We start from the raw sequence: 23863 nt of genomic DNA on the forward strand, positions 1-23863 counted from the left end.
AAAAGTTTTTTTTCATGTCTTATTTTGAAAAATAAAATTACTTAACCATGAAAATCATAAAATTACTCTTAGTTATTTGCGTGTTTCAAATCAGTTTTGCACAAGTTGGAATTGGCACAACGAGTCCACATCCAAGTTCAATATTGCATCTTAATAGCACAACGTCAGGTTTATTAATACCTCGATTAACAGCTAGTCAAAAAGTTGCTGTTGTTTCCCCGGCAACAGGATTGTTAATTTATCAAACAGACGGAGCTGCTGGGTTTTGGTACTTTAATGGCAGTGTTTGGGTGCCTTTTGGAGGAGGAACTATTTATACATTTAATAATGGGTTAACACTAACTGGGAGTAATGCACAACTTGGAGGTAAACTAGTAAAAACAACTACACTAGATCTAGATAACTATGATTTTACCATTCGAACAAACTCTAGTTCAACTTATCCAGGAGAGTTTACCATTGAGGGTGAAAATAGAGAAATAATGCAAACTCGTTTTAAAGACAATTATGTAGAGTTTGGTGGTTGGGCTTTTTTAGGTACGAGCGTAGATGGAACTAATTTAACAACTAGTGGTGGAGATAATTATACAATTGATGTAGTTGCAGGATTTCAAAGCGATGGAGCAATAGGCGGATCTTCAATTAAAATGGGTTCTGTAGAACATATTATGGATGGAATAAGTGAGTTGTATATTGATGCGCCAGGCGGTTTTCATCCAAGAAATGATCAAACAAGTTCTTTCGGTAGCTCACTTGGAGCATCTTCAAAAAGATGGGCTTCGGTTTATGCAAATAATGGAGTTATTCAAACTTCTGATATTAGATTAAAGAAGAATATAAGTCCAATTTCCTATGGTTTAAAAGAAGTTTTAAAGCTTAATCCGATTACATACAATTGGAAAGAAAATAAAGTAGGAAATACGGTAATTCCACAAGAACAACAAGAATTAAAGCTTGGTTTTTCTGCTCAAGAGCTTTTAAATATTCTTCCAGAAGTAGTACAAACACATAGTTGGGTTCCAGCTGATGAGAAGGGTACTTTTAAACGTGTTGAAAATGAAAAATTAGGAGTTAATTATTCTGAAATAATTCCTGTTTTAGTCAATGCTATTAAAGAACAACAAAAAGAAATTGACGAATTAAAAGCCCTTATTAAGAAACAATAATGCCTCTCATTCCTAATTCTACTCTTGTTTAATATCGATTTTAATTCTTTGTAGAGGCAATTCGAGCCACAATTTGTGGCTCGATTAATTAATTTTTTTTATGAAATATTTCCAAATAATTAGAGCGGTATTGTTTTTAGGATCTACCGGCTTATTATCAATAATTTTTCTATTACAAGATAATGACTTTATTTTTAAAAGCTTAGTTAAAGCCTTTATAATTGCAATAGTTATTGTTTATGTTTTGCCTACGCTTTTTAATTCAATTAAAGAATAATTTTTATTTATCTTTTTTAAAAATTGAATAAATTACTACACCAAATCCTGCTAAAACAATAGTTGGAGCTAAACGAATTCTTCTAAAATTGAAAATTTCTTCATTAAAAACATTAGGGTCGTCACTTCCACCACCGCTCATTAAGATAAATCCTAAAGCAATTAATACAATTCCAACAATTAAGATTTTATAGTTGGTTTTTCCGAATAAAAATTCGTTGTTGTTATCGTTGTTTTTCATATTAATATAAATCGTCAGTTTTTAAATTAAGGAATCGTTGCGTTGCAAAGAACGTACTAATCCAAGTTATTATTATGCCCACAAGTAAAACTCCACCAAATACAATTCCTAATGAAAGGTAATCTTTAGCGATACCTAAGTTAGGTAGCCATTTATCGGCATAAAAAACCAATCCTAATAATGCAATAATCGCTAAAGCCGAACCAATTAAACCTAATTTTATGCTTCTCCAAATAAAAGGTTTTCTAATAAATGATTTTGTTGCGCCAACCATTTGCATGGTTTTAATAGTAAATCGGTGTGAATAAATTGATAAACGTAAAGAGCTGTTAATTAGTAACATTGCAATAACTGCTAAAAAAGCACTTATAATTAAAATCCAAAAGCTAATACGTTTAATATTGTTGTTTACTAAATCTACTAAAGCTTTATCGTAGATAATATCTGAAACAAATTCATTCTTCTTAATATCGCGTTCAATTTGTTTGATACTGTCAGCTACAACATAATCACCTTTTAAATTAATGTCGAAAGAATTTTGAAGCGGATTGAATCCTAAAAATTCCATAAAGTCTTTACCAACAATATCTACATTGTTTTTAGCAGCGCTATCTTTATGAACAAATGCATATTCTTTAATAAAACGAGCATTTTTCAACTCCGTATCAAAAGCATTCAACACGCTGTCTTTAGCTTCGTTTTTAAAATAAACCGTCATCGGGATATTTTCTTTAAAATCGTTCGTTATTTTTTTTGAGTTAATTACAAATAATCCCAAAGCACCTAATAAAAAAAGCACTAAGAAAATACTCAAAACAACTGAAAAATAAGAAGAAATTAAACGTCTTTTTTGATACTTTTCAAAAGATGAAGCCATAAATACAATTAAATTATGTGGTAAAAATAATAAGAATTTCCCTTACTACAGAATATAACGCGTAAAGTTTTGGTTTTCGTACAATAAACGTAAATTTGCACCTTAAATTTTCGGTTAAAACCGATAATGAATAATTGAAACTTTTACAGTAATGAAATATTTCCACAACGAAATAGAAGCCAAATGGCAACAATATTGGGCCAAAAACCAAACGTTTAAAGCTGAAAACAATAGCGAGTTACCTAAATATTATGTGTTAGACATGTTTCCTTATCCTTCTGGAGCAGGATTACACGTTGGGCATCCACTAGGTTACATTGCTTCAGATATTGTTGCGCGCTATAAACGCCATCAAGGTTTCAATGTGTTACATCCACAAGGTTACGATTCGTTTGGATTACCTGCAGAGCAATATGCGATTCAAACAGGGCAACATCCTGAAAAAACAACAAAAGAAAATATTGCGCGTTACCGTGAGCAATTAGATAAAATCGGATTTTCATTTGATTGGAGTAGAGAAGTACGTACTTCAAATCCAGAGTATTACAAATGGACACAATGGATTTTTATTCAATTATTCGAATCTTGGTACAACAACAAATCGAATAAGGCCGAAAGTATTTGCACTTTAATTCAAGAGTTTGAAAAAAATGGAAATAGCCAATTAGATGCAGTTTGCGATGATGAGGTAAAATCATTTTCAGCTGAAGAATGGAATGCCTTTTCGTCTGAAGAACAACAAAGAATTTTATTACAATATAGATTAACTTATTTAGCCGAAACCGAAGTAAACTGGTGTCCGGCTTTGGGTACAGTTTTAGCGAATGATGAAATCGTAAACGGTGTTTCAGAACGTGGCGGACATCCTGTGATTCGTAAAAAAATGACCCAATGGTCGATGCGAATTTCCGCTTACGCAGAACGTTTGTTACAAGGGTTAGAAACGATTGATTGGACTGAATCTTTAAAAGAATCACAACGTAACTGGATTGGAAAATCGGTTGGTGCTTCTGTATCTTTTAAGGTTAAAGAAAGCAATGCAATTATCGAAGTTTTTACCACACGTCCTGATACTATTTTCGGTGTTACGTTTATGACATTGGCTCCAGAGCACGAATTAGTTGCTCAAATTACTACTTCTGAACAAAAAGAAGCAGTTGAAGCTTATATTGAAGCAACTGCGAAACGTTCGGAAAGAGAGCGTATGGCCGATGTAAAAACTATATCAGGTGTATTTACTGGCGCTTATGCGGAACATCCATTTACTAAAGAACCAATTCCAATTTGGATTGGCGATTACGTTTTGGCAGGTTACGGAACGGGTGCTGTAATGGCAGTTCCTTGTGGAGATGAACGCGATTATGCGTTTGCGAATTTCTTCAAAGGAACTAACGGAATGCCTGAAATTAAGAATATTTTCAATCAAGATATTTCTGAAGAAGCGTTTGCTGGAAAAGAAGGTTTCGAATTAGTAAATTCTGATTTCTTAAATGGTTTAGGTTATAAAGAAGGAACTAAAAAAGCGATTGAAGCTTTAGAAAATATAGGTGCAGGAAAAGCAAAAGTAAACTATCGTTTACGTGATGCGGTTTTCTCTCGTCAAAGATATTGGGGTGAACCTTTTCCTGTGTATTACGTAAATGGTTTACCACAAATGATTGACAAAAAACATTTGCCAATTGTTTTGCCAGAAGTGGAAAAATATTTACCAACAGAAGACGGTCAGCCACCATTAGGAAACGCAACCGTTTGGGCTTGGGATACTAAAACAAATACGGTTGTCAGTTCGAGCGCAGTCGAGAACAAAACCGTGTTTCCACTTGAACTAAACACTATGCCAGGTTGGGCAGGAAGTTCTTGGTATTGGATGCGTTATATGGATGCTAACAATACGGAAGATTTTGCAAGCGAAGAAGCTTTAAATTATTGGCAAAATGTAGATTTATATATTGGAGGAAGCGAACACGCAACAGGACATTTATTGTATTCTCGTTTTTGGAACAAATTCTTGAAAGATAGAGGTATTGCACCAACAGAAGAACCATTCCAAAAATTGATTAATCAAGGGATGATTTTGGGTGAAAGTGCCTTTCTTTTTATTTTACAAACAAGATTTGGTGAGAAAAGCGGTCAAACTCAAGTCATTATTTCAAAAGAATTATATTCTGAAATAATAAATGGAGGTTCAATAAGTTTATTGCCGAAGCAGTTAGCTGATTTTCTTGAAGAAAGAATGAATTCACAAGTTGAATTTAACCAAGATTTAAATGGATTACCTTTTAACTTCATTTGTTATAAAACACCAATTGATGTTAACTATGTTAATTTGAAAAATGAAATTGTTGTTGAAGAATTAGATAAGAATAATAGATATAAAATTGATATTTTAAATTCTTCTTATTATGATGGAAATGTAATTATTGAAGGTGATGAAATTAAAGTTCTTTCTGTTTATAGAGAAGTTGAAAAAATGTCAAAATCGAAATACAACGTAGTCAATCCAGATGATATTTGTGAAGAATATGGTGCCGATACTTTACGTTTGTATGAAATGTTCTTAGGGCCATTAGAGCAAGCAAAACCTTGGAATACGGCTGGTATTACTGGTGTTTATGGTTTCTTAAAAAAATTATGGCGTTTGTATTTTGACGATAATGGTTTTATTGTAACCAACGAAGAGCCTACAAAAGACATGTACAAATCGTTACACAAAACAATTAAGAAAGTAACAGAAGATATCGAGAATTTCTCATTTAACACTTCGGTTTCTCAGTTTATGATTTGTGTGAATGAGTTGGCACAACAAAAATGTCACCACAGAGCTATTTTAGAACCTTTAGCAATTATTGTTGCTCCTTATGCGCCACATATTGCAGAAGAATTATGGAGTGCTTTAGGTTATGAAGGTTCGATTGCAAAAGTTCCATTCCCTAAATTTGAAGCCAGTCACTTAGTGGAAAGTGCAAAAGAATATCCGGTTTCATTTAATGGAAAAATGCGTTTTAAAATTGAATTGCCTTTAGATTTGTCAAAAGAACAAATTGAAGAGATTGTAATGGAAGATGAAAGAACACAAGCACAATTGCAAGGAAGAACTCCTAAAAATGTAATAATTGTACCTGGAAAGATTATTAATATAGTAGGGTAAATTTTTAAATTACATTATATAAAAGTGTCGATAAGAAATTATCGACACTTTTTTTATTTAACATTTTTCAATTAAAAGCGAATTTTTACAACATAAAATGACTAGTAATATATAATTTCGTACAGAAAAAATGTATTAAATGTTAATTTTTTAATTTTTATGCAATAAAATTTGGTAAGTGATTTTAATTATTTATATATTTAAAAATCAATTGGTTACAATTATAAGAAAAATTCTACTAGTTTCATTAATCCCCAAATCAATTAAACTATGAAGAACAAAACTACAACTTCAGTCTTAGCATTAGTTTTAATGTGTTTTAGCTTTGTTTTTGTGCAAGCACAAAATGGTAACCCAGTTTCTGAACAAAATCAGAAATTAATGAAAAACTTTTTGGCACTCATGGAAAATTCTTCCTCGTACCAAAATTACAAAGTAATAGACAAAGAAAGGATTAACGGTTTTCAAGAAAATTTAGGAAGTTATTTAGTGCAAGAACAGCGTTCTAAACAACAAGTAGTTAGTCAATTGCAACAAAAAGACCAAGCTATTAAATCACTCGAGAACCAACTCTCTAAGTTACAAACAGCTAATGAAAGTTTGTTAGGGAGTACAGAAAGTATTAGTTTTCTTGGTTTTAAAGTTAATAAAGCAACATATTCAATAATTATGTGGTTATTAGTTTTAGGTTCAATAGCTTTTTCAGGAATTTTGTTTTTAAAATACCAAAGAGCTAATGAGATTACAACAAGTTCGAAATCCATATTAAAAGACCTAGAAGATGAATACGAGTCTTTTAGGAGAGTTTGTATACAACGAGAGCAAGACTTAAAGCGAAAGCTATATGATGAAATGAAAAAGACCGATGGTTTAAGAAATGCTTCTTAAAATTGCCAAAGCCTTCAAATTGAAGGCTTTTTTTATGTTATTAATTCAAAGTGTAACTTTTTTTAAAAATTGCGTATAATAAATAAACTAAAAACATATTAAAAATGGAAAAAAGAAACGCTGGAAAACTAATTTTTGGAGTAATGATGTTTGTGGTAGTCCTAATATTTGCTTTAATGTTTGGGTTACCTAGATATAATGTTTGGCAACAAGAAATGGCAGGAAAAGCTGAAATGGCAAAAGCGGAACAAAATCGTAGAATTTTAGTAGAAGAAGCAAAAGCAAAATTAGAAGCTGAAAAATTAAATGCACAAGCGGAGATTGAAAGAGCAAAAGGTATGGCTGAAGCTATGAAATTAGAAAACGGAACCTTGACCGAGACCTACAATCAATACTTATTCATTAGAACTTTAGAGAAACTTGCCGATAAAGGGGATTTGCCTCAAATTATTTATATACCTTCAAACGGAATGGTACCTGTAATGGATGTTAGTAAAAAAGCAACAAATTCAGCGCAATAAGCATGAAAAAATATGAAATACATACTTTAAAGAAAAGTTCTGGCTTTAAAAGCATGAAAGAAGAACTTACTAAGGAAGTCGAGCAATTTCTTAATCGTAAAGCTAACGAAGGATATGAAGTTGTTAGTGTTTCTTTTGCGTATTATGAAAGTATGGAGCTAATTGCTTTTATTACGCTATGTAGATAAAAAAATGCCAAATTGACATTAACAATTTATAAAGAAACTTTGGTTCAAAATTTGATTATCTTTAAAAAATAAAAGTAAAAAATATGGGAATGAGTTATATGATATTAGCAGGAGCTATTATGTTGGCTAGTTGGTTAGTGAGTAATAGGCTTAAATCTAAATTTGAACATTATTCAAAATTGCATTTACAAAATGGTATGAGTGGCGCAGAAATTGCAGAAAAAATGTTACACGATAATGGAATTTATGATGTAAAAGTGATTTCAACGCCCGGTCGTTTAACAGATCATTACAATCCTAGTGATAAGACTGTGAATTTGTCAGAGGCAGTTTATAACCAAAGAAACGCTGCTGCTGCTGCTGTAGCGGCGCATGAGGTTGGGCACGCTGTGCAACATGCACAAGCTTACAGTTGGTTAACTATGCGTTCAAAACTAGTACCAGTTGTGCAGGTAGCTTCTAGTTTTGTGCAATGGATTTTGTTAGCAGGAATTTTATTAATTAATACATTTCCTCAATTATTATTAGTTGGAATTGTAGTTTTTTCCGCAACTACATTGTTTTCTATAATTACCTTACCAGTTGAATATGATGCTAGTAATAGAGCGTTAGCTTGGTTAGAAAACAAAAGAATGTTAACTCAACAGGAGCATAATGGGGCGAAAGATGCGCTAAAATGGGCTGCTAGAACATATGTAGTGGCTGCAATTGGTTCTATTGGAACGCTGTTATATTACATTATGATTTATATGAACAGAAGATAAGTAGTAGTTTATTTAAAAAATATTAAAACCTCAATTTCTTTTGAAATTGGGGGTTTTTGAAATTTGCACATCTGAATTCTAATCACAATTTCAATTTATAATTGTATCTGTCTTTCAATTTGTTGGTCTAAGGATATAAATGTTTCAGTTCGGGAAACACCTTCTATTTGTTGGATTTTTTTGTTCAATAATTGCATTAAGTGTTCGTTGTCTTTACAGATAACTTTTATCAAAATGCTCCAGTTACCTGTGGTATAATGGCATTCTAAAACTTCTGGAATTTTTCTAAGTTCTCGAACTGCCTCAGGATTACTCATTGCTTTATCGAGATAAATCCCTACAAATGCCATTGTACTATAACCTAAAACTTTTGTGTCAACTACAAATTTAGAACCTGAAATTACACCAGCTTGTTCTAGTTTTCGTAATCTTTGATGAATTGCAGCTCCAGAAATCCCAATTTTGTTTGCGATTTGTAAAATAGGCTTTCTAGCGTCTTCCATTAAATCGCGAAGAATTTCTTTGTCGATACCATCAATTTCTATTTGAAGTTGGTTAATTTTCATAAGATTATTATACTGGATTAAAAATGTAAATAATTACCGAATGTCCAGTGGACATTCTCCTCTTAATATCAAATCATCAATTTCTATTTGAAGTTGGTTTATTTTCATATGAAAGCAATGTGTTTGATTTTGGTTTAAAATTAAAACAAAAATTCCCAATTCTATTAAAATTGGGAATTAAATCTAGTTTTTCTATTAAAAAATTAACTACTTATATTGTTTGGGTTGTAACCCAAGTAGGGAACATCAATTTCTTTAAAAATAATTCCGTATTCTTCAAGTTCATTTAAAATAGGAGTATACACTTCTTTCGAAATAGGTAATTGAACTCCTGGAGTTTTAATTTCACCTTTTAAAATTCGAAGGGTTGCCATTGCTGCTGGTAGACCAACAGTTTTAGACATTGCGGTGTTTACTTGATCATCTCCAATACAAACCATAGTTGAATCAATTTGATGTTTTTCTCCATTTAATTCATAACCAAATTTGTGATACATTACAATCATATCTTTGTCATTTGGTTCTAGCTTCCATTTTTCTGAAAGTATTTTTTCTAAAATTTGTGCTGGAGTTGCATTTTTCAGTTCAACTTTCTTTTTACTAAATAAATCTAATTCTAAAAGTTTATCCCAAATAATATCGTCCTGATCTATCTTTTGTGCATGACGTAATTTTATTTCAACAGTATCAGTAGGATGATATGGAAGGAAAGAATTTGTAAACTCTCTGTAAGTCATGTTTTCAGAATCTTCAATAGTATACGAATCGTCTGTCATTCCTAATTGAACCAAAATATCCCAAGCGCGTGAATAGCCTACACGTCTTATGGTACCTCGATAAACGGTTAAAGCATCATCTAAACCATAAACACTTCTATATTTTAAAGAGTCTCGATTGGCATAAGCCTCAAATCGTCCATAATCTTCTACCTCTAAAAATTCAGTTCTTCTAAATAATTTGTTATAAGGAATATATTTATATGTGCCTTCTTGAATAAATTTTGCAGCCCCACCTTGGCCTGCCAAAACTACATTTCTTGGATTCCAAGTAAATTTATAATTCCAAAGATTGTTATCGCTCTCAGGTGCAACAAGTCCTCCGCAAAACGATTCGAATAAAAGAACATTTCCACCTTTTGCTCTTATCTCATCTAAAATTTTCATAGCACTCATGTGGTCAATTCCGGGATCTAATCCAATCTCATTCATTAGAATAACACCTTTTTCTTTAGCTTCTTTATCTAATTCTTGCATTTGAGAACTTATGTATGAAGCCGTTACCATGTGCTTACCAAAAGTTAAACAGTCTTTTGCGACTTCAATATGCATATGTGCAGGTAACATTGATATAACAATGTCTGCTTTTTGTATTTCTTCTTGTCTTTGAAAACTATTAAATATATCGAATGCAATTGGACGAGCATTTGGGTGCTTTTTTGCTTTTTTTTCTGCTAACTCTAGCGATAAATCACCAATTGTTATAATTAAATTTTCTTGTTCAGATTTGGTTAACAAGTATTGTATTAATGATGAAGCGGAACGACCAGCTCCAATGACTAAAATGTTTCTCATTCTGGCAAATTAAAAATCACACGAAGATAGGTAATTGTTATTTTTAGAAAAAGAAATATCTGATTATTATCATAATTTAACATTTCTAAAAATGTTATCTTTGCTACAATAAAATAAACTATGGAAAAAAAGATAATTGTTATAGCTCTTATACTAGGAATGATATCAATAATACTTGGAGCATTCGGTGCACATGCCTTAAAAAAAGTTTTACAGCCAGAACAATTAACTTCATTTGAAACAGGTGTTCGCTATCAAATGTATCATGCATTATTTTTATTGTTCGTAGCAAATACTAACATGATTGCATTAAAAGAAAAAGCAATTATATTTTATTTGGCATTAATTGGTGTGGTACTTTTTTCAGGTTCAATATACTTTTTAAGCACAAGTACAATAAGCGGTTTAAAATTCCGTTTTCTTGGTCCAATTACACCAATAGGAGGGTTTTTATTGATTGGTTCTTGGGCATATATGGTCTATTCACTTTTACTAAAAAACAACAATTAAGAATACTATCTAAAATATTATTTATACTTTTGCATTTTAAATAAAAACAACATAACAATTAAATTAAATGGAGAACTACACTCAAAATACGAAAACGATTTCGTTAGAAAAATACGGGATTACAAATGTAAGTGAGATTGTCTATAATCCTTCTTATGACGAATTGTATGATGCAGAGTTAAACTCTAATTTACAAGGTTACGAAAAGGGTCAGTTGTCTGAACTTGGAGCTGTAAATGTAATGACTGGAGAGTTCACGGGACGATCGCCTAAAGACAAATATATTGTTAAAGACGAAACTTCGAAAGATACAATTTGGTGGACATCAGAAAAAGCAGCTAATGACAACAAACCAATTTCTACTGAAACATGGAATGCTTTAAAAGAGGTTTCTGTAAACCAATTATCAGGCAAGAAGTTATATGTAGTAGATGCTTTTTGTGGCGCTAATGAAGATACACGATTAAAAGTTCGTTTCATTATGGAGGTTGCTTGGCAAGCTCATTTTGTTACAAATATGTTTATTCGTCCAACAGAGCAAGAATTAGAAAATTTTGGTGAGCCAGATTTTATTGTAATGAATGCTTCTAAAACTTCGTTTAAAGATTATGCTAAGCATGGGTTAAATTCTGAAGTATTTGTAGCATTTAATTTAACTGAAAAAATACAATTAATTGGTGGTACTTGGTATGGTGGTGAAATGAAAAAAGGTATGTTCGCAATGATGAACTACTATTTACCTTTGCAAGGTATTGCTTCGATGCACTGTTCGGCTAATAAAGGTGCCGCCGGAGATGTTGCTGTTTTCTTTGGATTATCTGGAACAGGAAAAACAACTTTATCTACAGACCCAAAACGTGAATTAATTGGAGATGATGAGCATGGATGGGATAATGATGGGGTTTTCAACTTTGAAGGAGGTTGTTATGCAAAAACAATTGATTTAAGTAAGGAAAACGAACCAGATATTTATGGTGCTATTAAAAAAGATGCTCTGTTAGAAAATGTTACACTTGATGAAAATGGTAAAATTGATTTTACTGATGGTTCTGTAACTCAAAACACAAGGGTTTCATATCCAATTTATCATATTGAAAATATTGTTAGACCTGTTTCAAAAGCAGGACATGCTACTAAAGTAATTTTCTTAACAGCTGATGCTTTTGGTGTTATGCCGCCAGTTTCAAAATTAACACCTGAACAAACGAAGTACTATTTCTTGTCAGGATTTACGGCTAAATTAGCGGGAACAGAAAGAGGAGTGACAGAACCACAACCAACTTTCTCTGCTTGTTTTGGAAAAGCGTTTTTAACTTTACACCCAACCAAATATGGAGAAGAGTTAGTTAAGAAAATGGAAGAGCACAATGCAACTGCATATATGGTTAACACAGGTTGGAACGGTACTGGAAAACGTATTTCAATTAAAGATACTCGTGCTATTATTGATAGAATTTTAGACGGTTCAATTGAAAGAGCTGAAACTAAAGTAATTCCAATCTTTAATTTTGAAGTTCCAACGAGCTTAAGTGAAGTAAATGATGAGATTTTAGATCCAAGAAATACTTATACAGACGCTTCAAAATGGAATGAAAAAGCAACGGATTTAGCATCTAAGTTTATTAAAAACTTTGATCAGTATACTGATAATGAAGAAGGTAAGGCTTTAGTTAAGGCAGGACCTCAATTATAGACTTTATTAAAATTTAAACATAAAAAAGGGTTTCCAAATGGAAACCCTTTTTGTTATTTATAAATAGAAAAATTATTTTCCTTTATTCGCTTCAACGATATATTTTTCTAAAGCTCCAGTCATTGATGGCGTTTCTGGTGTTGGTGCCATAATATCAACTCGTAAACCTCTATCTAATGCTTCTTTTTGAGTTGTAGTTCCAAAAACAGCAATTCTAGTGTTGTTTTGTTGGAAATTAGGAAAGTTTTCAAATAATGAACGAATACCTGTTGGGCTAAAAAACGCTAAAATATCATAATAAACGTCTTTTAAATCCGATAAATCACTAATTACCGTTTTGTAGAAAATTCCTTGTGTCCAAGCAACGCCAAGTTTATCTAATGTTTGTGGAACATCAGCATTTAATTGGTCGGTATTAGGTAATAAGAATTTTTCATCCTTGTATTTTTTAATTAAAGGAGCTAAATCTGTAAACTCTTTTTGTCCAACATATATTTTGCGTTTTCTGTAAACAACATAACGTTGTAGATAAAATGCAACAGCTTCAGATTGACAAAAATACTTTAAATCTTCTGGCACTTTATAACGCATTTCTTCGGCTACTCTAAAGAAGTGATCAACTGCATTTCTACTGGTTAGTATAATTGCGGTAAACTTACTTAAGTCAATTTTTTGAGCTCTCACGTCTTTAGCACTTACACCTTCAACGTGTATAAAAGGTCTAAAGTCAACTTTTACTTTAAGTTTGTTTTGTAATTCGAAATATGGCGAATTCTCTACTTTAGGCTCTGGTTGTGAAACCAAAATTGTTTTCACTTTCAAGTTTGACATATATGTAATCTAATTTTTTGTAACCCAATAATATATAAAATAATAGGGTGCTATTTCAAGGGTGCAAAGATATAAAATAAAATAAAATATTTTACGAAGAAGTAAATTTTGATAATTTCTTAATGTTATCGAGTATGTAATAAGATTTAACGCAAAGAGAATTATAGCTATACTTAAGTAAATCCACTCGTTTACAATATTATTATAATACAGCACCATGTTAATTGGTAATAATATAAAACCAAAATAGGTTCTATAACTTACTTTAAAAAGATTAAATTGTTCGGTAAAATCTTCTATGTGAAAGGTGACAGAGATTATTTTTTCAATTAAATATTTGGATAGAATAAAAACCGACAAAAACGTAAAAACTTGAATAAATAATATCATTTCTGTTTTATCTCGATTTTGAACCGAACTTATTAGAAGATGGATGAAAAAAGAGAAAGAAATTAACTGAACAATAAACATAGTAATTGTAAAACTATTCGACATGTTGCTACTGTCTTTGTAAATTTTTACATATTTGTCAGAGAATGCCAAGTTGCTAAATTCGTAAAAACGAGATGTAAAAATGTTTCGGTTTACAGCTATCAAGATAAAAGCTATGGCAAACAAAATAGTTGCCCAATCTTGGATTAAAGGAAGTCTTTCTTGAAAATTTAATTCCATACTTACAGCAAAAGTACAAAAAATACCTTCATAAAGATTATTATAACTTTATTAAGAGTTTTTATCTAATAATACATTATTTTTGCAATTAAATCCATTGTACGAGTGGCGAAAAGCATTGTTATTATACCTACTTATAATGAAATCGAAAACATAGAAGATATCATTCAAACTGTTTTCGCGTTGCCTAAACCATTTAGTATACTTGTGGTAGATGATAATTCTCCTGATGGTACAGCTGATAAAGTTTTAGAATTACAAGCTCAATTCCCCGATCAATTGTTTTTAGAAATTAGAAAGAAAAAATCAGGTCTTGGAACAGCTTATGTACATGGTTTTAAATGGGCAATAGCTAAAGAGTTTGATTATATTTTTGAAATGGATGCTGATTTTTCACACAATCCAAACGATTTGGTACACTTACAACAAGCCTGCGAAGATGGTGCAGATTTAGCAATTGGTTCACGATATTCAACGGGAGTTAATGTAGTAAATTGGCCTCTTTCAAGAGTTTTGTTGTCATATTTTGCTTCGGTGTATGTAAGGTTAATTACAGGTATGAAAATTCATGATGCAACAGCTGGATTTAAATGTTATAAAAGAAAAGTTTTGGAAACAATAAACCTAGACAAAATAAAATTTGTAGGTTATGCGTTTCAAATTGAAATGAAATATAGAGCCTTTGTAAAACAATTTAACATTGTTGAAGTACCTATTATTTTTACAGATAGAACAAAAGGGCAATCAAAAATGAGTGGAGCAATTATTAGAGAAGCAGTTTTTGGTGTAATTTTGTTACGAATTAAAAGTCTATTTAACCAACTATAAGAGATGAGCACTTTTTTAATAAAGAATGCAAAAATTGTAAATGAAGGAGAAATTTTTGAAGGAGATGTTTTAATTGAAAACGAATTCATTAAAGAGATTTCTGAAAAAATTAGCCCGAAATCTTCTGATTGTATTATCATTGATGCAGAAGGAAATTATTTAATTCCGGGAGTAATTGATGATCAAGTGCATTTTAGAGAGCCTGGATTGACTCATAAAGGTAATATTGAAACAGAAAGTAGAGCAGCAATTGCCGGCGGTATTACTTCGTTTATTGAGCAACCTAATACTGTGCCAAATGCTGTTACTCAGGAACTATTAGAGCAGAAATACGAAATTGCATCACAAACATCGTATGCCAATTACTCATTTATGATGGGAGGTACAAACGATAATTTAGAGGAAGTTTTAAAAACAAATCCAAGAAATGTTGCTGGAATTAAACTGTTTTTAGGTTCTTCAACTGGAAATATGTTGGTTGATGATCAAGACACTTTAGAAAAAATCTTCTCATCAACAAAGATGTTAATAGCAGTTCATTGTGAAGACGAAGCGACTATAAAAGCTAACTTAGAGAAATATAAAGAAGAATATGGTGATGATATTCCAGTTAAAGTACATCATTTAATTAGAAGTGCTGAAGCTTGCTATAAATCTTCTTCTAAAGCTATTGAATTAGCAAAGAAGACTGGGGCAAGATTACATGTTTTTCATTTGTCTACTGCTAAAGAAATGGAACTTTTTACAAATAAAATTCCATTAGAGGAAAAGCAAATCACTGCAGAAGTTTGTATACATCACTTATGGTTTTCTAATGAAGATTATGAAACAAAAGGGAGTTTAATAAAATGGAATCCAGCGGTAAAAACTGCTGAAGATAGAGAGGCATTGTGGGAGGCTTTATTAGATGATAGAATTGACGTTATAGCAACGGATCATGCGCCTCATACATTAGAAGAAAAAATGAATTCTTACACTTCATGTCCTTCTGGTGGGCCATTAGTTCAACATGCTTTGGTTGCGATGTTTGAAGCACAATTAAAAGGTAAAATTTCTGTCGAAAAAATTGTTGAGAAGATGTGTCATAATCCAGCAAAAATTTTTAAAATTGAGAAAAGAGGATTTATAAAAGAAGGTTTTTATGCTGATTTGGTAATTGTTAATTCTCACCAACCTTGGGTTGTTAAAAAAGAGAACATTTTGTACAAATGTGGTTGGTCACCTTTTGAAGGAACAAATTTTAAATCTCGTGTATTACATACTTTTGTTAATGGACATTTAGCTTTTACGAATGGAAAAGTTAAAGATGTAAAAGCTGGAAAAAGATTACTTTTTGAAAGATAAAATATGAAAGGTTATATATTTTTGTTATTATCAATTTTTGTTTTGGTTTCTTGTAATGAAAAACCGGTAGAAAAACCAGATCGATTAATTAATAAAGAAACAATGATTGATATTTTGTACGACATCTCTGTTTTGCAAGCATCAGTTAGTTTTAAACCAGATATTGTTAATCAAAATGTTGAGGTTGAAAAATATATTTATGAAAAATATGGAATAGATAGTTTAACACTTCATCAAAATCAACGATTTTATGCATCGGATGTTGAGGATTTCAACAAGATGTACAAAGAGCTTTCAGAGAAAATTAAGAATGAAGAAACAATTGCAGATTCTCTATCTAAATCAGAAAAAAAAGTTGAGACAAAGGAAACTGAAGTAAAAAGAGCTCCATAATCGATTTTAAAAACTCTTCAATAGTTTTTTTAAATAGTCATCTATTTCAATGAAATGATAATTTAAGGTTTCTTTAATTTTAGTATTATCAAATTCTTTTGTTGAATGTAATGCTTTTGACGTGGCTTTGGTTAGAATTCGTTTTTTTCTCATAATTAAACTCAAAAACCAGTCAAATCGCCAAGCAAAGGATAGAAAACTTTTACTAGCATAAATAAATGGTTTTTTAACTTTTAAAGTTTCAGCAACTAAATTTAAAATCTTTTCATAAGTTGGGTTTTCGGCAACTAATGTAAATCGTTCGCCGTTTATATTGTGTTTCATTAAAGTAATCATACAATTTACTACGTCTTCAACTGCAATAATTCCAAATTTTCCTTTTGTATAAAATGGATTTCCTTTTTTTATGGCTTTAATAAAGGTACTACTTCCATTATAAGGAAAACCATACCCAAAAATTACTCCAGGATTTACTATTACAACTTTTAAACCTTCTTGAAATCCACGCCAAACTTCCATTTCGGCAGCATATTTAGATATTGAGTATTCGCTATGAAGTTTTTCAGGATTATATTCAGTTTCTTCGTTTATAATAATTTGTGTATCTAAAGGGTCGCCTAGAGCAGCTACAGAACTAACATAACACAATTTCTCAATGTTAAAGTCTAAACAGCAATTTACAATATTGGCTGTTCCTTCAAGATTTACTTTCATTAACTCATCCTCATCTTTTGGATCAAATGAAATAAAAGCGGCACAATGATAAACTTTCGTCACGCCTTTAAAAGCTTCTTCTAAACTTGGAATATCAGTTATATCGGCTTTTATCCAATTAATTTTTTCAAAAAGATTATCAGCATTATAAAAACGGAATATATTTTCTACGGCAGTAAAACTTTTCTTATCACGAAAAATAGCTTTTACCTCCTCTTTTTCTTGAAGCAGTTTAACGATTAAGTGAGAACCAACAAGTCCGGTCGCGCCAGTAACTAAAATCATAAGGTAAAAATAGGAAAACTTTTATAGATACTTTCAAACTTTTATTGTAAAAACTATCTTTGCGGAAATAATTTAGACAAATGAAAAATTTAGTAGAAGAATTACGTTGGAGAGGTTTGTTTCACGATATGATGCCAGGAACTGAAGAGCAATTGGTTAAAGAAGCAACAACAGTCTATATTGGGTTTGACCCAACTGCTGATTCTTTACATATAGGAAGTATGGTTCAAATTATTTTGTTGATGCATTTACGCAGAGCAGGGCATAAGGCAATTGCTTTGGTTGGAGGTGCAACAGGAATGATTGGTGACCCTTCTGGAAAATCAGACGAGCGTAATTTATTAGACGAAGCTACTTTAAATAAAAACGTGGAAGGAATTAAACGTGTTTTATCTCGTTTTTTAGATTTTGATGCTAAAGATACTAATGCTCCTATTTTAGTAAATAACTACGATTGGATGAAAACCTTTTCTTTTATCGATTTTGCTCGTGATATTGGTAAACGTATTACGGTAAACTATATGATGAGTAAAGATTCGGTTAAAAAGCGTTTAAGCAGCGATTCTGGAGTTGGAATGAGCTTTACTGAATTTACATACCAATTAATTCAAGGGTACGATTTTTACCATTTAAATAAAGAATACAATTGTTTGTTGCAAATGGGTGGAAGCGATCAATGGGGAAACATTACAACAGGAACTGAGTTAATCAGAAGAATGAATGTTGATAATGAAGAAAGAGGAAAAGCGTTTGCGCTAACAACTCCTTTAATAACAAAAGCAGATGGTTCTAAATTTGGTAAAACCGAAGGGGGAAATGTTTGGTTAGATGCTGATAAAACTTCGGTTTATAAGTTTTACCAATTTTGGTTGAACACTACAGATGAAGATGCTGAAAAATACATCAAAATTTTTACGTTTTTAGATAAAGAAACTATTGATGCTTTAATTGAAGAACATAAACAAGCGCCTCATTTACGCGTATTACAAAAACGTTTGGCAGAAGAAGTTACTACTTTAGTGCATTCTAAAGAAGAATTAGAAAATGCTATTGCAGCTTCAGAAGCTTTGTTTAGTAACTCAATTGAGGGTTTACAAAAATTGAATGAAAAAACATTTTTAGAAGTTTTTGATGGTGTTCCAATGGCAGAATTATCAATGACTGATATTGAAGAAGGCTTAGATATGATTGCGGCTATGGCGGCGAAAACAAATTTCTTGGCTTCAAATGGAGAAGCTAGACGCGAATTGAAACAAAATGCAATTTCTTTAAACAAAGAAAAGGTAAAAGAAGACAGAATTATTACTAAAGAAGATTTAATTAATAATCAGTTTTTATTACTTCAAAAAGGAAAGAAAAATTATTACGTTATTAGAGTAAAGTAATTTTTTGTCAGTTCGAGCGGAGTCGAGAACTACAAAACCATTAGGTTACATCCTCTAATATCAGAATTATCAAAACGTCCCAACACTTCGAATGAATGGTTGGGATATTTTTTTCCCAAATCTTGAGTAGCAATAAAACTACACGAATTAATATTGGCCAAATCAATTACATTAATTCCACCATTTTTACCTTCTGGTAATAATGTTAAAGCATCTTCTGTATCACGAATTAAGATTTGCATCCAAGGTGGATATTCAAAAATGCCATTTCCTAATGAATACGCTTGCGACAAAAGTTCTGTCATACCATATTCCGAATGAATGGTTGGAACACCAAAGCCTTTACAAAGAATTTCATGAAGTTCTTCGCGAATCATTTCTTTACGTTTGCCTTTCATGCCGCCTGTTTCCATAATAATGGTATTTTTTAGATTAAATTGATGTTGTTCAACTAAATCTAACAACGCATAGGTAACGCCAATTAAAAGTACATTTTGTCCTGAATTATCTAATTCTTCTAATTTTTGAATTAATGCGTCATAATTATGAAGATAAAATCCTGAATCAGGATGATTACTCGATTCAATTAAATCTTCCACCATATAAATTAAAGAAGAGCCTTCTCGCTCTAAATAGGAAGGAAGTAAAGCCAAAACACAATAGTTTTCAATAGTTCCATAAAACTCAGAAAAACCTTTTCTATAACTTGTTTCATACATTGAAACATCCGTTACTAGGTGTTTACTGGTTTGCATACCAGTAGTTCCGCTACTTGTAAATGTTTGTTGAATCGCTTCTGTTGAACTTAAAACATCGTGACTTTTGAAAAATTGAATGGGTAAAAAGGGAATATCTAATATAGATTTAACATTTGATGGATTTCGCTTTATAAGGTTACAAAACTCTTGATATACCAAATTGTTTTCGAATTGGTAACGAAAAACTTTCATGGTAATTTTTTCAAAATCTTTTTTACCAGAAATAGAGAATATGTCTATTGAATCAATCATTTAATAGCTGTCCCATAGAGTGGACTTTAACGGTGTTCATCTTGCAAAGCTATAAAATAAAAAAGCACCAACAATTGTTGGTGCCTTAATATATTTTAAAGTGTAAATTATTTTACAACTAATTTTCTTGTAGCAGTTTTTCCAGCTTCAGTAACTTTAACAACGTAAACCCCAGCATTTAAGCCTGAAACATTTACTTGATTGTTAACAACATTAGCTTTAACAACTTCTTTACCTAAGATGTCAAAAATTTGAACATTTATTTCACCATTGTTTGTAGAAGTAAAGTATAAGTTGTTTCCAGAAACTGGATTTGGATACATTACTAAACCATCAATTGCATTGAAATTATTTGTACCTAAAGTATTAACATAAGTTCCAAGTGGATAAGGAACAGTACAAAGAGCGTTAGTAGTAGCTCCTTCTAATTGATTGATTCCGCTGAATGTCCAATTGCCAATTACAAAAGTACCGTCAGGGCCAGTGTTTGAAACTCTATAAGCCCAACCATCTAAATATTCCCAAGCTGTTCCAGTTCCGTCTGCGTTAACATCTCCAAAAGTATCTATAATAACTCCATTTTCATATAATTCAACAGAGTCATCACCATTAATGTTTAAAACACCAGTTGTGTAGTTAGGAGCAAAACCAAAGAAGTTTGTAAATTCAGTAGCTTCAGTAGAAACAAAAATACTTTGACCAGCTGTTAAAGCATCAGCAGGGAAAGTAAAACCAATAGTTCCTGCAGAAGAACCACCACCATTAGCAACAGAACTAATTCCGTATAACGATAAATCAGCAATATCAGCTAAAGCGTATAATTCAACACCTTTAGGAACACCTCCTGTATTTGGACCATCATACACACCAATAATAACTAATGAATTTGTAGGCGCACCAAAAACGTTCCCATTAAGTGCAACCATTTGGTCTGCAGCAGGGGAAGAAGAAACAGTAATGTCTCCAGCATAAGAATTAATAGCTAAACCAGCAGCTAATCTAATAAAAACTTCTGTTGAAGCTACAGTGCCACTTGAAGGTACTAAAGAAACTGAACTTGCAAAACCAGAACCGGAAGTTAAAGAAACCTCGAAGTTAGCAGGAGCAGTTACAGTAATATTTGAAGTTAAAAATAAACCTTCTACAAAAATTGAATCTTCGTTTGATGGACCAGCACCAAAAACATAATTCATTGCTGCAGGAGTTCCGCCAGAAACTGTAAATTGTGGAACAGCAGGAGAAACAACTCCAGAAACTGCTAACGTTTGATTTGTAGCGCCAGTTGATGAAGCAGTAATGTCTCCATTATACGTATTTGAAGTTAAACCAGCAGCTAATCTAATGTAAACAGTAGTTGTATTTACTGTACCACCAGATTGTGTTAGCATTACAGAAGAACCGAAACCAGCTCCTGAAGTTAAAGAAACTTCAAAGTTAGTTGGAGCGGCTACTGTAATATCTTGTGTTAAATTAATTCCCGAAACAGAAAAAGTATCTTCAGCAGAAGGACCGTTACCTTCAAAATAATCTAAACTTGCTACAGAACCTGCAATTGTAATTGTTGGAGTAGTTGAAGCGGTAGTAGAATATGTTCCGAAAGGCACTAACGTACTTAAAGCAGCGCCAGAATTACATAAACCTGTTCCGTCTAATAAATCTTGAGCTCCAAAAGTAAATTGAATCGCATTAAAAGCCCCGCCATTAGCAGGTGTTCCATCTACTCTATAATAATAAGTATCTACGTGTTCCCATGCCATACCAGTACCATCAACACCATCTTCTCCAAAACGGTCGATAATAGCAGCTAATCCGTCAATGATTTGAAAAGCGTCATCTCCGTTATCATTAATAGCTGATGATACTACAGTATTAGAAGCAGTTACAGTAATTCCAAATTCATTTGCTAAAGTAGCAGAATCATTTGTAACATAGACAAAAGCATCGCTTACTGTTCCTAACGAAGCAAGAGAAATGTTAGTAGTATAACCACCACCATTAGATTGTCTAACTAAGTTCCATCCTGCATCTGATGTAAAGTCTACAGTTCCGTCAACATAGATTTCAACTGTTCTACCTACTACAGATGGACAAGGAGAGTCAACGTAACCTGTTATTATTGCTTCTTGTGCATTAGCAAAGGTAAATGCAAAAAGCATTGAAAATAAAAAGTAAAGTTTTTTCATTTTAATAAGAATTTTAATTCGACAGCAAAGTTAGTAACTAATTCTTTTAGTTACCTAATTTATAATGTGAAATTATAGTTAACACTTAAAAAAGTGTTAATTGATAATCAGCTTTCTAGTAGCAGAAGCTTCGTTTTCTTTAACTTTAATAATGTACACACCTGGAGATAGAGAACTGATATTAACTTCTTTTCCAGAAGTTACAGTTTCTAAAACTTTTTTACCTAGTACATCAAAAATTTCGATTTTTTTCTCAGAAGTAGATTTTGAGGAAATATAAACCTTGCCAATACCTGAGGGGTTTGGGTAAATGGTTAGTCCTTCAATTGTAGGTGGATCTTGTTTTTTAATACTACCACTCTCTTGTGCAACAATGCTAAGAGAATTAAAAGAAACCATTAAAAGAAAAATATAAAAGTATTTTTTTACCATTGGCATAATCTATAATTGAGTAAAGTTACAATTTTTTTTAATACAAAAGTAATGCCAAATAAAAAATCCCTCAATTTGAGGGATTTTTAACTTTTTATTTGAATTTAATTATAAACCTAATGTCCAACCAGCAGCCCATGATGGTGATCCAGCACCATTCCCAGCTCCATTATTTGTACCTTCAGTTAAATAAGTTGTATTAGTACCAGCATATTCAGATGGTGTAGTAATTGATGCTCCAAAATAAATTGGATTAAAAGTCACGTTACCATTGTCTACATTAGTATTAGCTGCAGGATCTTCAGCAGCAGTTTTTATTTTTAATCCTTTTGTAAATCCATCAATATAAATGTTTTCACATGTCCATTTACCTGCACCTTCTTTTAAGTACATTCCGTGTTCAGAACCTGCTAAACTGCCTTTGATTATAGAAAAGTTTTTTAATAAAGCATCTGTTGTAGGGGTAGCAGCACCGTTATCGCCATTATTTGAACCTTCAACACCAGCTTTCGCTACTTCTTTAATGTAAACATAATCAAGAGAACCTGTAAATCCATCAGCAAAATCTACTGCATCATCTTCACTGTGGTATGCTACTAAATATTTAGCATTTACAGTTCCACCAAAGAATTCTATTCCGTCATCACCACTCATGTAAGCTTGAACATATTCAAAAACAGTTCCTGAACCTACACCGAAAAGTGAAACGCCATTAAATTCTTTATCTCCATTAAAAGCAGCACCTGTATATTCAACTCTTAAATAGCGAATAACACCTGAACTGTCAGTATTATCTGTACCACCATAAGTTAAATCACCTACTTCAGAAGTAGCTGTTTGCCCTGTAGAACCACCTTTGTTTGTATTTGCTCTACCACAAATTACTAAACCTCCCCAGTCTCCAGTTGCTTTAACTGTATTTCCACTTGTCATTACTACAGGGTTTGTAGCAGTTCCATTAACATATAATAAACCATCTTGCGCAATTGCAATATATGAAGCTGTACCACCTGTTGCTTCAATTTTAGTTCCAGCAGGAATCGTTAAAGTTGCTCCTCCTCTTACAATGAAAGAACCAGTTAATTTATAAGTTTGGCTTGCATCCAAAGTAGCAGACTGACCGCTTAATAATTCTCCTTTGAAATCAGCAGGATTAATAGAAACTGGACCACTACTATTAGTTGAATTGTCGTCATCTCTTGAACAAGATGCTAAAGTTAATACAGCAAATGATAAAGCTGATAATAATAATTTTTTCATTTTTGTGTTATTTAATTTCTTGAAACAAATTTAATACGGAAGTATTTTAATTACTTTATCTAAATGTTATGTGTTTATTAAATAAAAAAAAGGCAGATTTGTTAAAAATCTGCCAAA

The 23863-nt window shown here is 31.8% G+C and carries 23 protein-coding genes; 12 read left to right on the forward strand and 11 right to left on the reverse strand.

Features of this window, described 5'->3' with window-relative positions:
- The first annotated feature begins 47 nt into the window (after positions 1–47).
- Complete coding sequence (locus tag KK2020170_RS04555) at positions 48–1166, forward strand: tail fiber domain-containing protein (RefSeq protein ID WP_221259629.1); 1119 nt, start codon at positions 48–50, stop codon at positions 1164–1166.
- 280 nt (positions 1167–1446) lie between these two features.
- Here the strand turns inward: KK2020170_RS04555 and KK2020170_RS04560 are convergent, their stop codons facing one another.
- Both KK2020170_RS04560 and KK2020170_RS04565 read right to left on the reverse strand, forming a co-directional pair.
- Positions 1447–1683, reverse strand: coding sequence for a DUF3098 domain-containing protein (locus KK2020170_RS04560; protein WP_221259630.1), 237 nt, complete (start codon positions 1681–1683; stop codon positions 1447–1449).
- Position 1684: 1 nt separating this feature from the next.
- The gene (locus KK2020170_RS04565) at positions 1685–2560 is read right to left on the reverse strand and encodes a cell division protein FtsX (RefSeq protein ID WP_221259631.1); all 876 of its coding nucleotides are present in this window, start codon (positions 2558–2560) and stop codon (positions 1685–1687) included.
- 151 nt (positions 2561–2711) lie between these two features.
- Between KK2020170_RS04565 and KK2020170_RS04570 the strand changes: the two genes are divergently transcribed.
- From KK2020170_RS04570 to KK2020170_RS04590, 5 genes are all read left to right on the forward strand, one after another.
- On the forward strand, positions 2712–5708 hold the full coding sequence (locus tag KK2020170_RS04570; protein ID WP_221259632.1) for a leucine--tRNA ligase: 2997 nt from the start codon (positions 2712–2714) through the stop codon (positions 5706–5708).
- 270 nt (positions 5709–5978) lie between these two features.
- The gene (locus KK2020170_RS04575; protein ID WP_221259633.1) at positions 5979–6596 is read left to right on the forward strand and encodes a hypothetical protein; all 618 of its coding nucleotides are present in this window, start codon (positions 5979–5981) and stop codon (positions 6594–6596) included.
- A 104-nt stretch (positions 6597–6700) separates the two neighbouring features.
- Positions 6701–7117 (forward strand): SPFH domain-containing protein, encoded by a 417-nt coding sequence (locus KK2020170_RS04580; protein ID WP_221259634.1) that lies wholly within the window; start codon positions 6701–6703, stop codon positions 7115–7117.
- A gap of 2 nt (positions 7118–7119) precedes the next feature.
- The gene (locus KK2020170_RS04585; RefSeq protein WP_221259635.1) at positions 7120–7305 is read left to right on the forward strand and encodes a hypothetical protein; all 186 of its coding nucleotides are present in this window, start codon (positions 7120–7122) and stop codon (positions 7303–7305) included.
- A gap of 83 nt (positions 7306–7388) precedes the next feature.
- Positions 7389–8069, forward strand: coding sequence for a zinc metallopeptidase (locus KK2020170_RS04590; RefSeq protein WP_221259636.1), 681 nt, complete (start codon positions 7389–7391; stop codon positions 8067–8069).
- 95 nt (positions 8070–8164) lie between these two features.
- Here KK2020170_RS04590 and KK2020170_RS04595 read toward each other — a convergent pair whose 3' ends face one another.
- Positions 8165–8635, reverse strand: coding sequence for an Lrp/AsnC family transcriptional regulator (locus KK2020170_RS04595; protein WP_221259637.1), 471 nt, complete (start codon positions 8633–8635; stop codon positions 8165–8167).
- A 203-nt stretch (positions 8636–8838) separates the two neighbouring features.
- Positions 8839–10206 carry a saccharopine dehydrogenase family protein gene (locus KK2020170_RS04600; RefSeq protein ID WP_221259638.1) on the reverse strand — a complete coding sequence of 456 codons (1368 nt, stop codon included), beginning with the start codon at positions 10204–10206 and terminating at the stop codon, positions 8839–8841.
- 120 nt (positions 10207–10326) lie between these two features.
- Between KK2020170_RS04600 and KK2020170_RS04605 the strand changes: the two genes are divergently transcribed.
- Together KK2020170_RS04605 and pckA are read left to right on the forward strand one after the other, a co-directional pair.
- A complete protein-coding gene (locus KK2020170_RS04605) occupies positions 10327–10716 on the forward strand; it encodes a DUF423 domain-containing protein (protein ID WP_221259639.1) in 390 nt (129 codons plus the stop codon).
- A gap of 67 nt (positions 10717–10783) precedes the next feature.
- Positions 10784–12409, forward strand: a complete 1626-nt coding sequence (gene pckA, locus KK2020170_RS04610) for a phosphoenolpyruvate carboxykinase (ATP) (protein ID WP_221259640.1) — start codon at positions 10784–10786, stop codon at positions 12407–12409.
- 72 nt (positions 12410–12481) lie between these two features.
- On the opposite strand, the gene KK2020170_RS04615 is transcribed toward pckA, so the two are convergent.
- Both KK2020170_RS04615 and KK2020170_RS04620 read right to left on the reverse strand, forming a co-directional pair.
- Entirely contained in the window at positions 12482–13231 is a 750-nt protein-coding gene (locus KK2020170_RS04615; protein WP_221259988.1) for a uroporphyrinogen-III synthase, read from the reverse strand.
- Positions 13232–13249: 18 nt separating this feature from the next.
- Positions 13250–13912, reverse strand: a complete 663-nt coding sequence (locus KK2020170_RS04620; RefSeq protein ID WP_221259641.1) for a DUF4271 domain-containing protein — start codon at positions 13910–13912, stop codon at positions 13250–13252.
- Between the two features lie 105 nt (positions 13913–14017).
- On the opposite strand from KK2020170_RS04620, the gene KK2020170_RS04625 reads away from it, so the two are divergent.
- The 3 genes from KK2020170_RS04625 to KK2020170_RS04635 are packed head-to-tail and all read left to right on the forward strand — an operon-like array spanning position 14018 to position 16477.
- Positions 14018–14740: a polyprenol monophosphomannose synthase gene (locus tag KK2020170_RS04625; protein ID WP_221259642.1), complete on the forward strand. Its 723-nt coding sequence runs from the start codon at positions 14018–14020 to the stop codon at positions 14738–14740.
- 3 nt (positions 14741–14743) lie between these two features.
- Positions 14744–16084 (forward strand): dihydroorotase, encoded by a 1341-nt coding sequence (locus tag KK2020170_RS04630; protein ID WP_221259643.1) that lies wholly within the window; start codon positions 14744–14746, stop codon positions 16082–16084.
- 3 nt (positions 16085–16087) lie between these two features.
- Positions 16088–16477 (forward strand): DUF4296 domain-containing protein, encoded by a 390-nt coding sequence (locus KK2020170_RS04635; RefSeq protein ID WP_221259644.1) that lies wholly within the window; start codon positions 16088–16090, stop codon positions 16475–16477.
- A 6-nt stretch (positions 16478–16483) separates the two neighbouring features.
- Here KK2020170_RS04635 and KK2020170_RS04640 read toward each other — a convergent pair whose 3' ends face one another.
- The gene (locus tag KK2020170_RS04640) at positions 16484–17476 is read right to left on the reverse strand and encodes an NAD-dependent epimerase/dehydratase family protein (protein ID WP_221259645.1); all 993 of its coding nucleotides are present in this window, start codon (positions 17474–17476) and stop codon (positions 16484–16486) included.
- An 80-nt stretch (positions 17477–17556) separates the two neighbouring features.
- Between KK2020170_RS04640 and tyrS the strand changes: the two genes are divergently transcribed.
- Positions 17557–18861 (forward strand): tyrosine--tRNA ligase, encoded by a 1305-nt coding sequence (gene tyrS, locus KK2020170_RS04645; protein ID WP_221259646.1) that lies wholly within the window; start codon positions 17557–17559, stop codon positions 18859–18861.
- A 29-nt stretch (positions 18862–18890) separates the two neighbouring features.
- Here the strand turns inward: tyrS and KK2020170_RS04650 are convergent, their stop codons facing one another.
- The 4 genes from KK2020170_RS04650 to KK2020170_RS04665 all read right to left on the reverse strand — a co-directional run bounded on the left by KK2020170_RS04650 (position 18891) and on the right by KK2020170_RS04665 (position 23746).
- The gene (locus KK2020170_RS04650; RefSeq protein ID WP_221259647.1) at positions 18891–19871 is read right to left on the reverse strand and encodes a LuxE/PaaK family acyltransferase; all 981 of its coding nucleotides are present in this window, start codon (positions 19869–19871) and stop codon (positions 18891–18893) included.
- A 107-nt stretch (positions 19872–19978) separates the two neighbouring features.
- Complete coding sequence (locus tag KK2020170_RS04655) at positions 19979–22054, reverse strand: T9SS type A sorting domain-containing protein (RefSeq protein WP_221259648.1); 2076 nt, start codon at positions 22052–22054, stop codon at positions 19979–19981.
- Between the two features lie 96 nt (positions 22055–22150).
- On the reverse strand, positions 22151–22492 hold the full coding sequence (locus KK2020170_RS04660) for a T9SS type A sorting domain-containing protein (protein ID WP_315861813.1): 342 nt from the start codon (positions 22490–22492) through the stop codon (positions 22151–22153).
- A 102-nt stretch (positions 22493–22594) separates the two neighbouring features.
- On the reverse strand, positions 22595–23746 hold the full coding sequence (locus tag KK2020170_RS04665) for a hypothetical protein (RefSeq protein ID WP_221259649.1): 1152 nt from the start codon (positions 23744–23746) through the stop codon (positions 22595–22597).
- Positions 23747–23863 lie beyond the last annotated feature (117 nt).

This window comes from Flavobacterium okayamense (genome assembly GCF_019702945.1).
GTDB classification, from domain to species: domain Bacteria; phylum Bacteroidota; class Bacteroidia; order Flavobacteriales; family Flavobacteriaceae; genus Flavobacterium; species Flavobacterium okayamense.

Bases quoted from the DNA above. Each gene is read 5' to 3' on its own strand.
- KK2020170_RS04555 (WP_221259629.1), top strand. From the start codon at position 48: ATGAAAATCATAAAATTACTCTTAGTTATTTGCGTGTTTCAAATCAGT.
- KK2020170_RS04560 (WP_221259630.1), bottom strand. From the start codon at position 1,683: ATGAAAAACAACGATAACAACAACGAATTTTTATTCGGAAAAACCAAC.
- KK2020170_RS04565 (WP_221259631.1), bottom strand. From the start codon at position 2,560: ATGGCTTCATCTTTTGAAAAGTATCAAAAAAGACGTTTAATTTCTTCT.
- KK2020170_RS04570 (WP_221259632.1), top strand. From the start codon at position 2,712: ATGAAATATTTCCACAACGAAATAGAAGCCAAATGGCAACAATATTGG.
- KK2020170_RS04575 (WP_221259633.1), top strand. From the start codon at position 5,979: ATGAAGAACAAAACTACAACTTCAGTCTTAGCATTAGTTTTAATGTGT.
- KK2020170_RS04580 (WP_221259634.1), top strand. From the start codon at position 6,701: ATGGAAAAAAGAAACGCTGGAAAACTAATTTTTGGAGTAATGATGTTT.
- KK2020170_RS04585 (WP_221259635.1), top strand. From the start codon at position 7,120: ATGAAAAAATATGAAATACATACTTTAAAGAAAAGTTCTGGCTTTAAA.
- KK2020170_RS04590 (WP_221259636.1), top strand. From the start codon at position 7,389: ATGGGAATGAGTTATATGATATTAGCAGGAGCTATTATGTTGGCTAGT.
- KK2020170_RS04595 (WP_221259637.1), bottom strand. From the start codon at position 8,635: ATGAAAATTAACCAACTTCAAATAGAAATTGATGGTATCGACAAAGAA.
- KK2020170_RS04600 (WP_221259638.1), bottom strand. From the start codon at position 10,206: ATGAGAAACATTTTAGTCATTGGAGCTGGTCGTTCCGCTTCATCATTA.
- KK2020170_RS04605 (WP_221259639.1), top strand. From the start codon at position 10,327: ATGGAAAAAAAGATAATTGTTATAGCTCTTATACTAGGAATGATATCA.
- pckA (WP_221259640.1), top strand. From the start codon at position 10,784: ATGGAGAACTACACTCAAAATACGAAAACGATTTCGTTAGAAAAATAC.
- KK2020170_RS04620 (WP_221259641.1), bottom strand. From the start codon at position 13,912: ATGGAATTAAATTTTCAAGAAAGACTTCCTTTAATCCAAGATTGGGCA.
- KK2020170_RS04630 (WP_221259643.1), top strand. From the start codon at position 14,744: ATGAGCACTTTTTTAATAAAGAATGCAAAAATTGTAAATGAAGGAGAA.
- KK2020170_RS04635 (WP_221259644.1), top strand. From the start codon at position 16,088: ATGAAAGGTTATATATTTTTGTTATTATCAATTTTTGTTTTGGTTTCT.
- KK2020170_RS04640 (WP_221259645.1), bottom strand. From the start codon at position 17,476: ATGATTTTAGTTACTGGCGCGACCGGACTTGTTGGTTCTCACTTAATC.
- tyrS (WP_221259646.1), top strand. From the start codon at position 17,557: ATGAAAAATTTAGTAGAAGAATTACGTTGGAGAGGTTTGTTTCACGAT.
- KK2020170_RS04650 (WP_221259647.1), bottom strand. From the start codon at position 19,871: ATGATTGATTCAATAGACATATTCTCTATTTCTGGTAAAAAAGATTTT.
- KK2020170_RS04655 (WP_221259648.1), bottom strand. From the start codon at position 22,054: ATGAAAAAACTTTACTTTTTATTTTCAATGCTTTTTGCATTTACCTTT.
- KK2020170_RS04660 (WP_315861813.1), bottom strand. From the start codon at position 22,492: ATGCCAATGGTAAAAAAATACTTTTATATTTTTCTTTTAATGGTTTCT.
- KK2020170_RS04665 (WP_221259649.1), bottom strand. From the start codon at position 23,746: ATGAAAAAATTATTATTATCAGCTTTATCATTTGCTGTATTAACTTTA.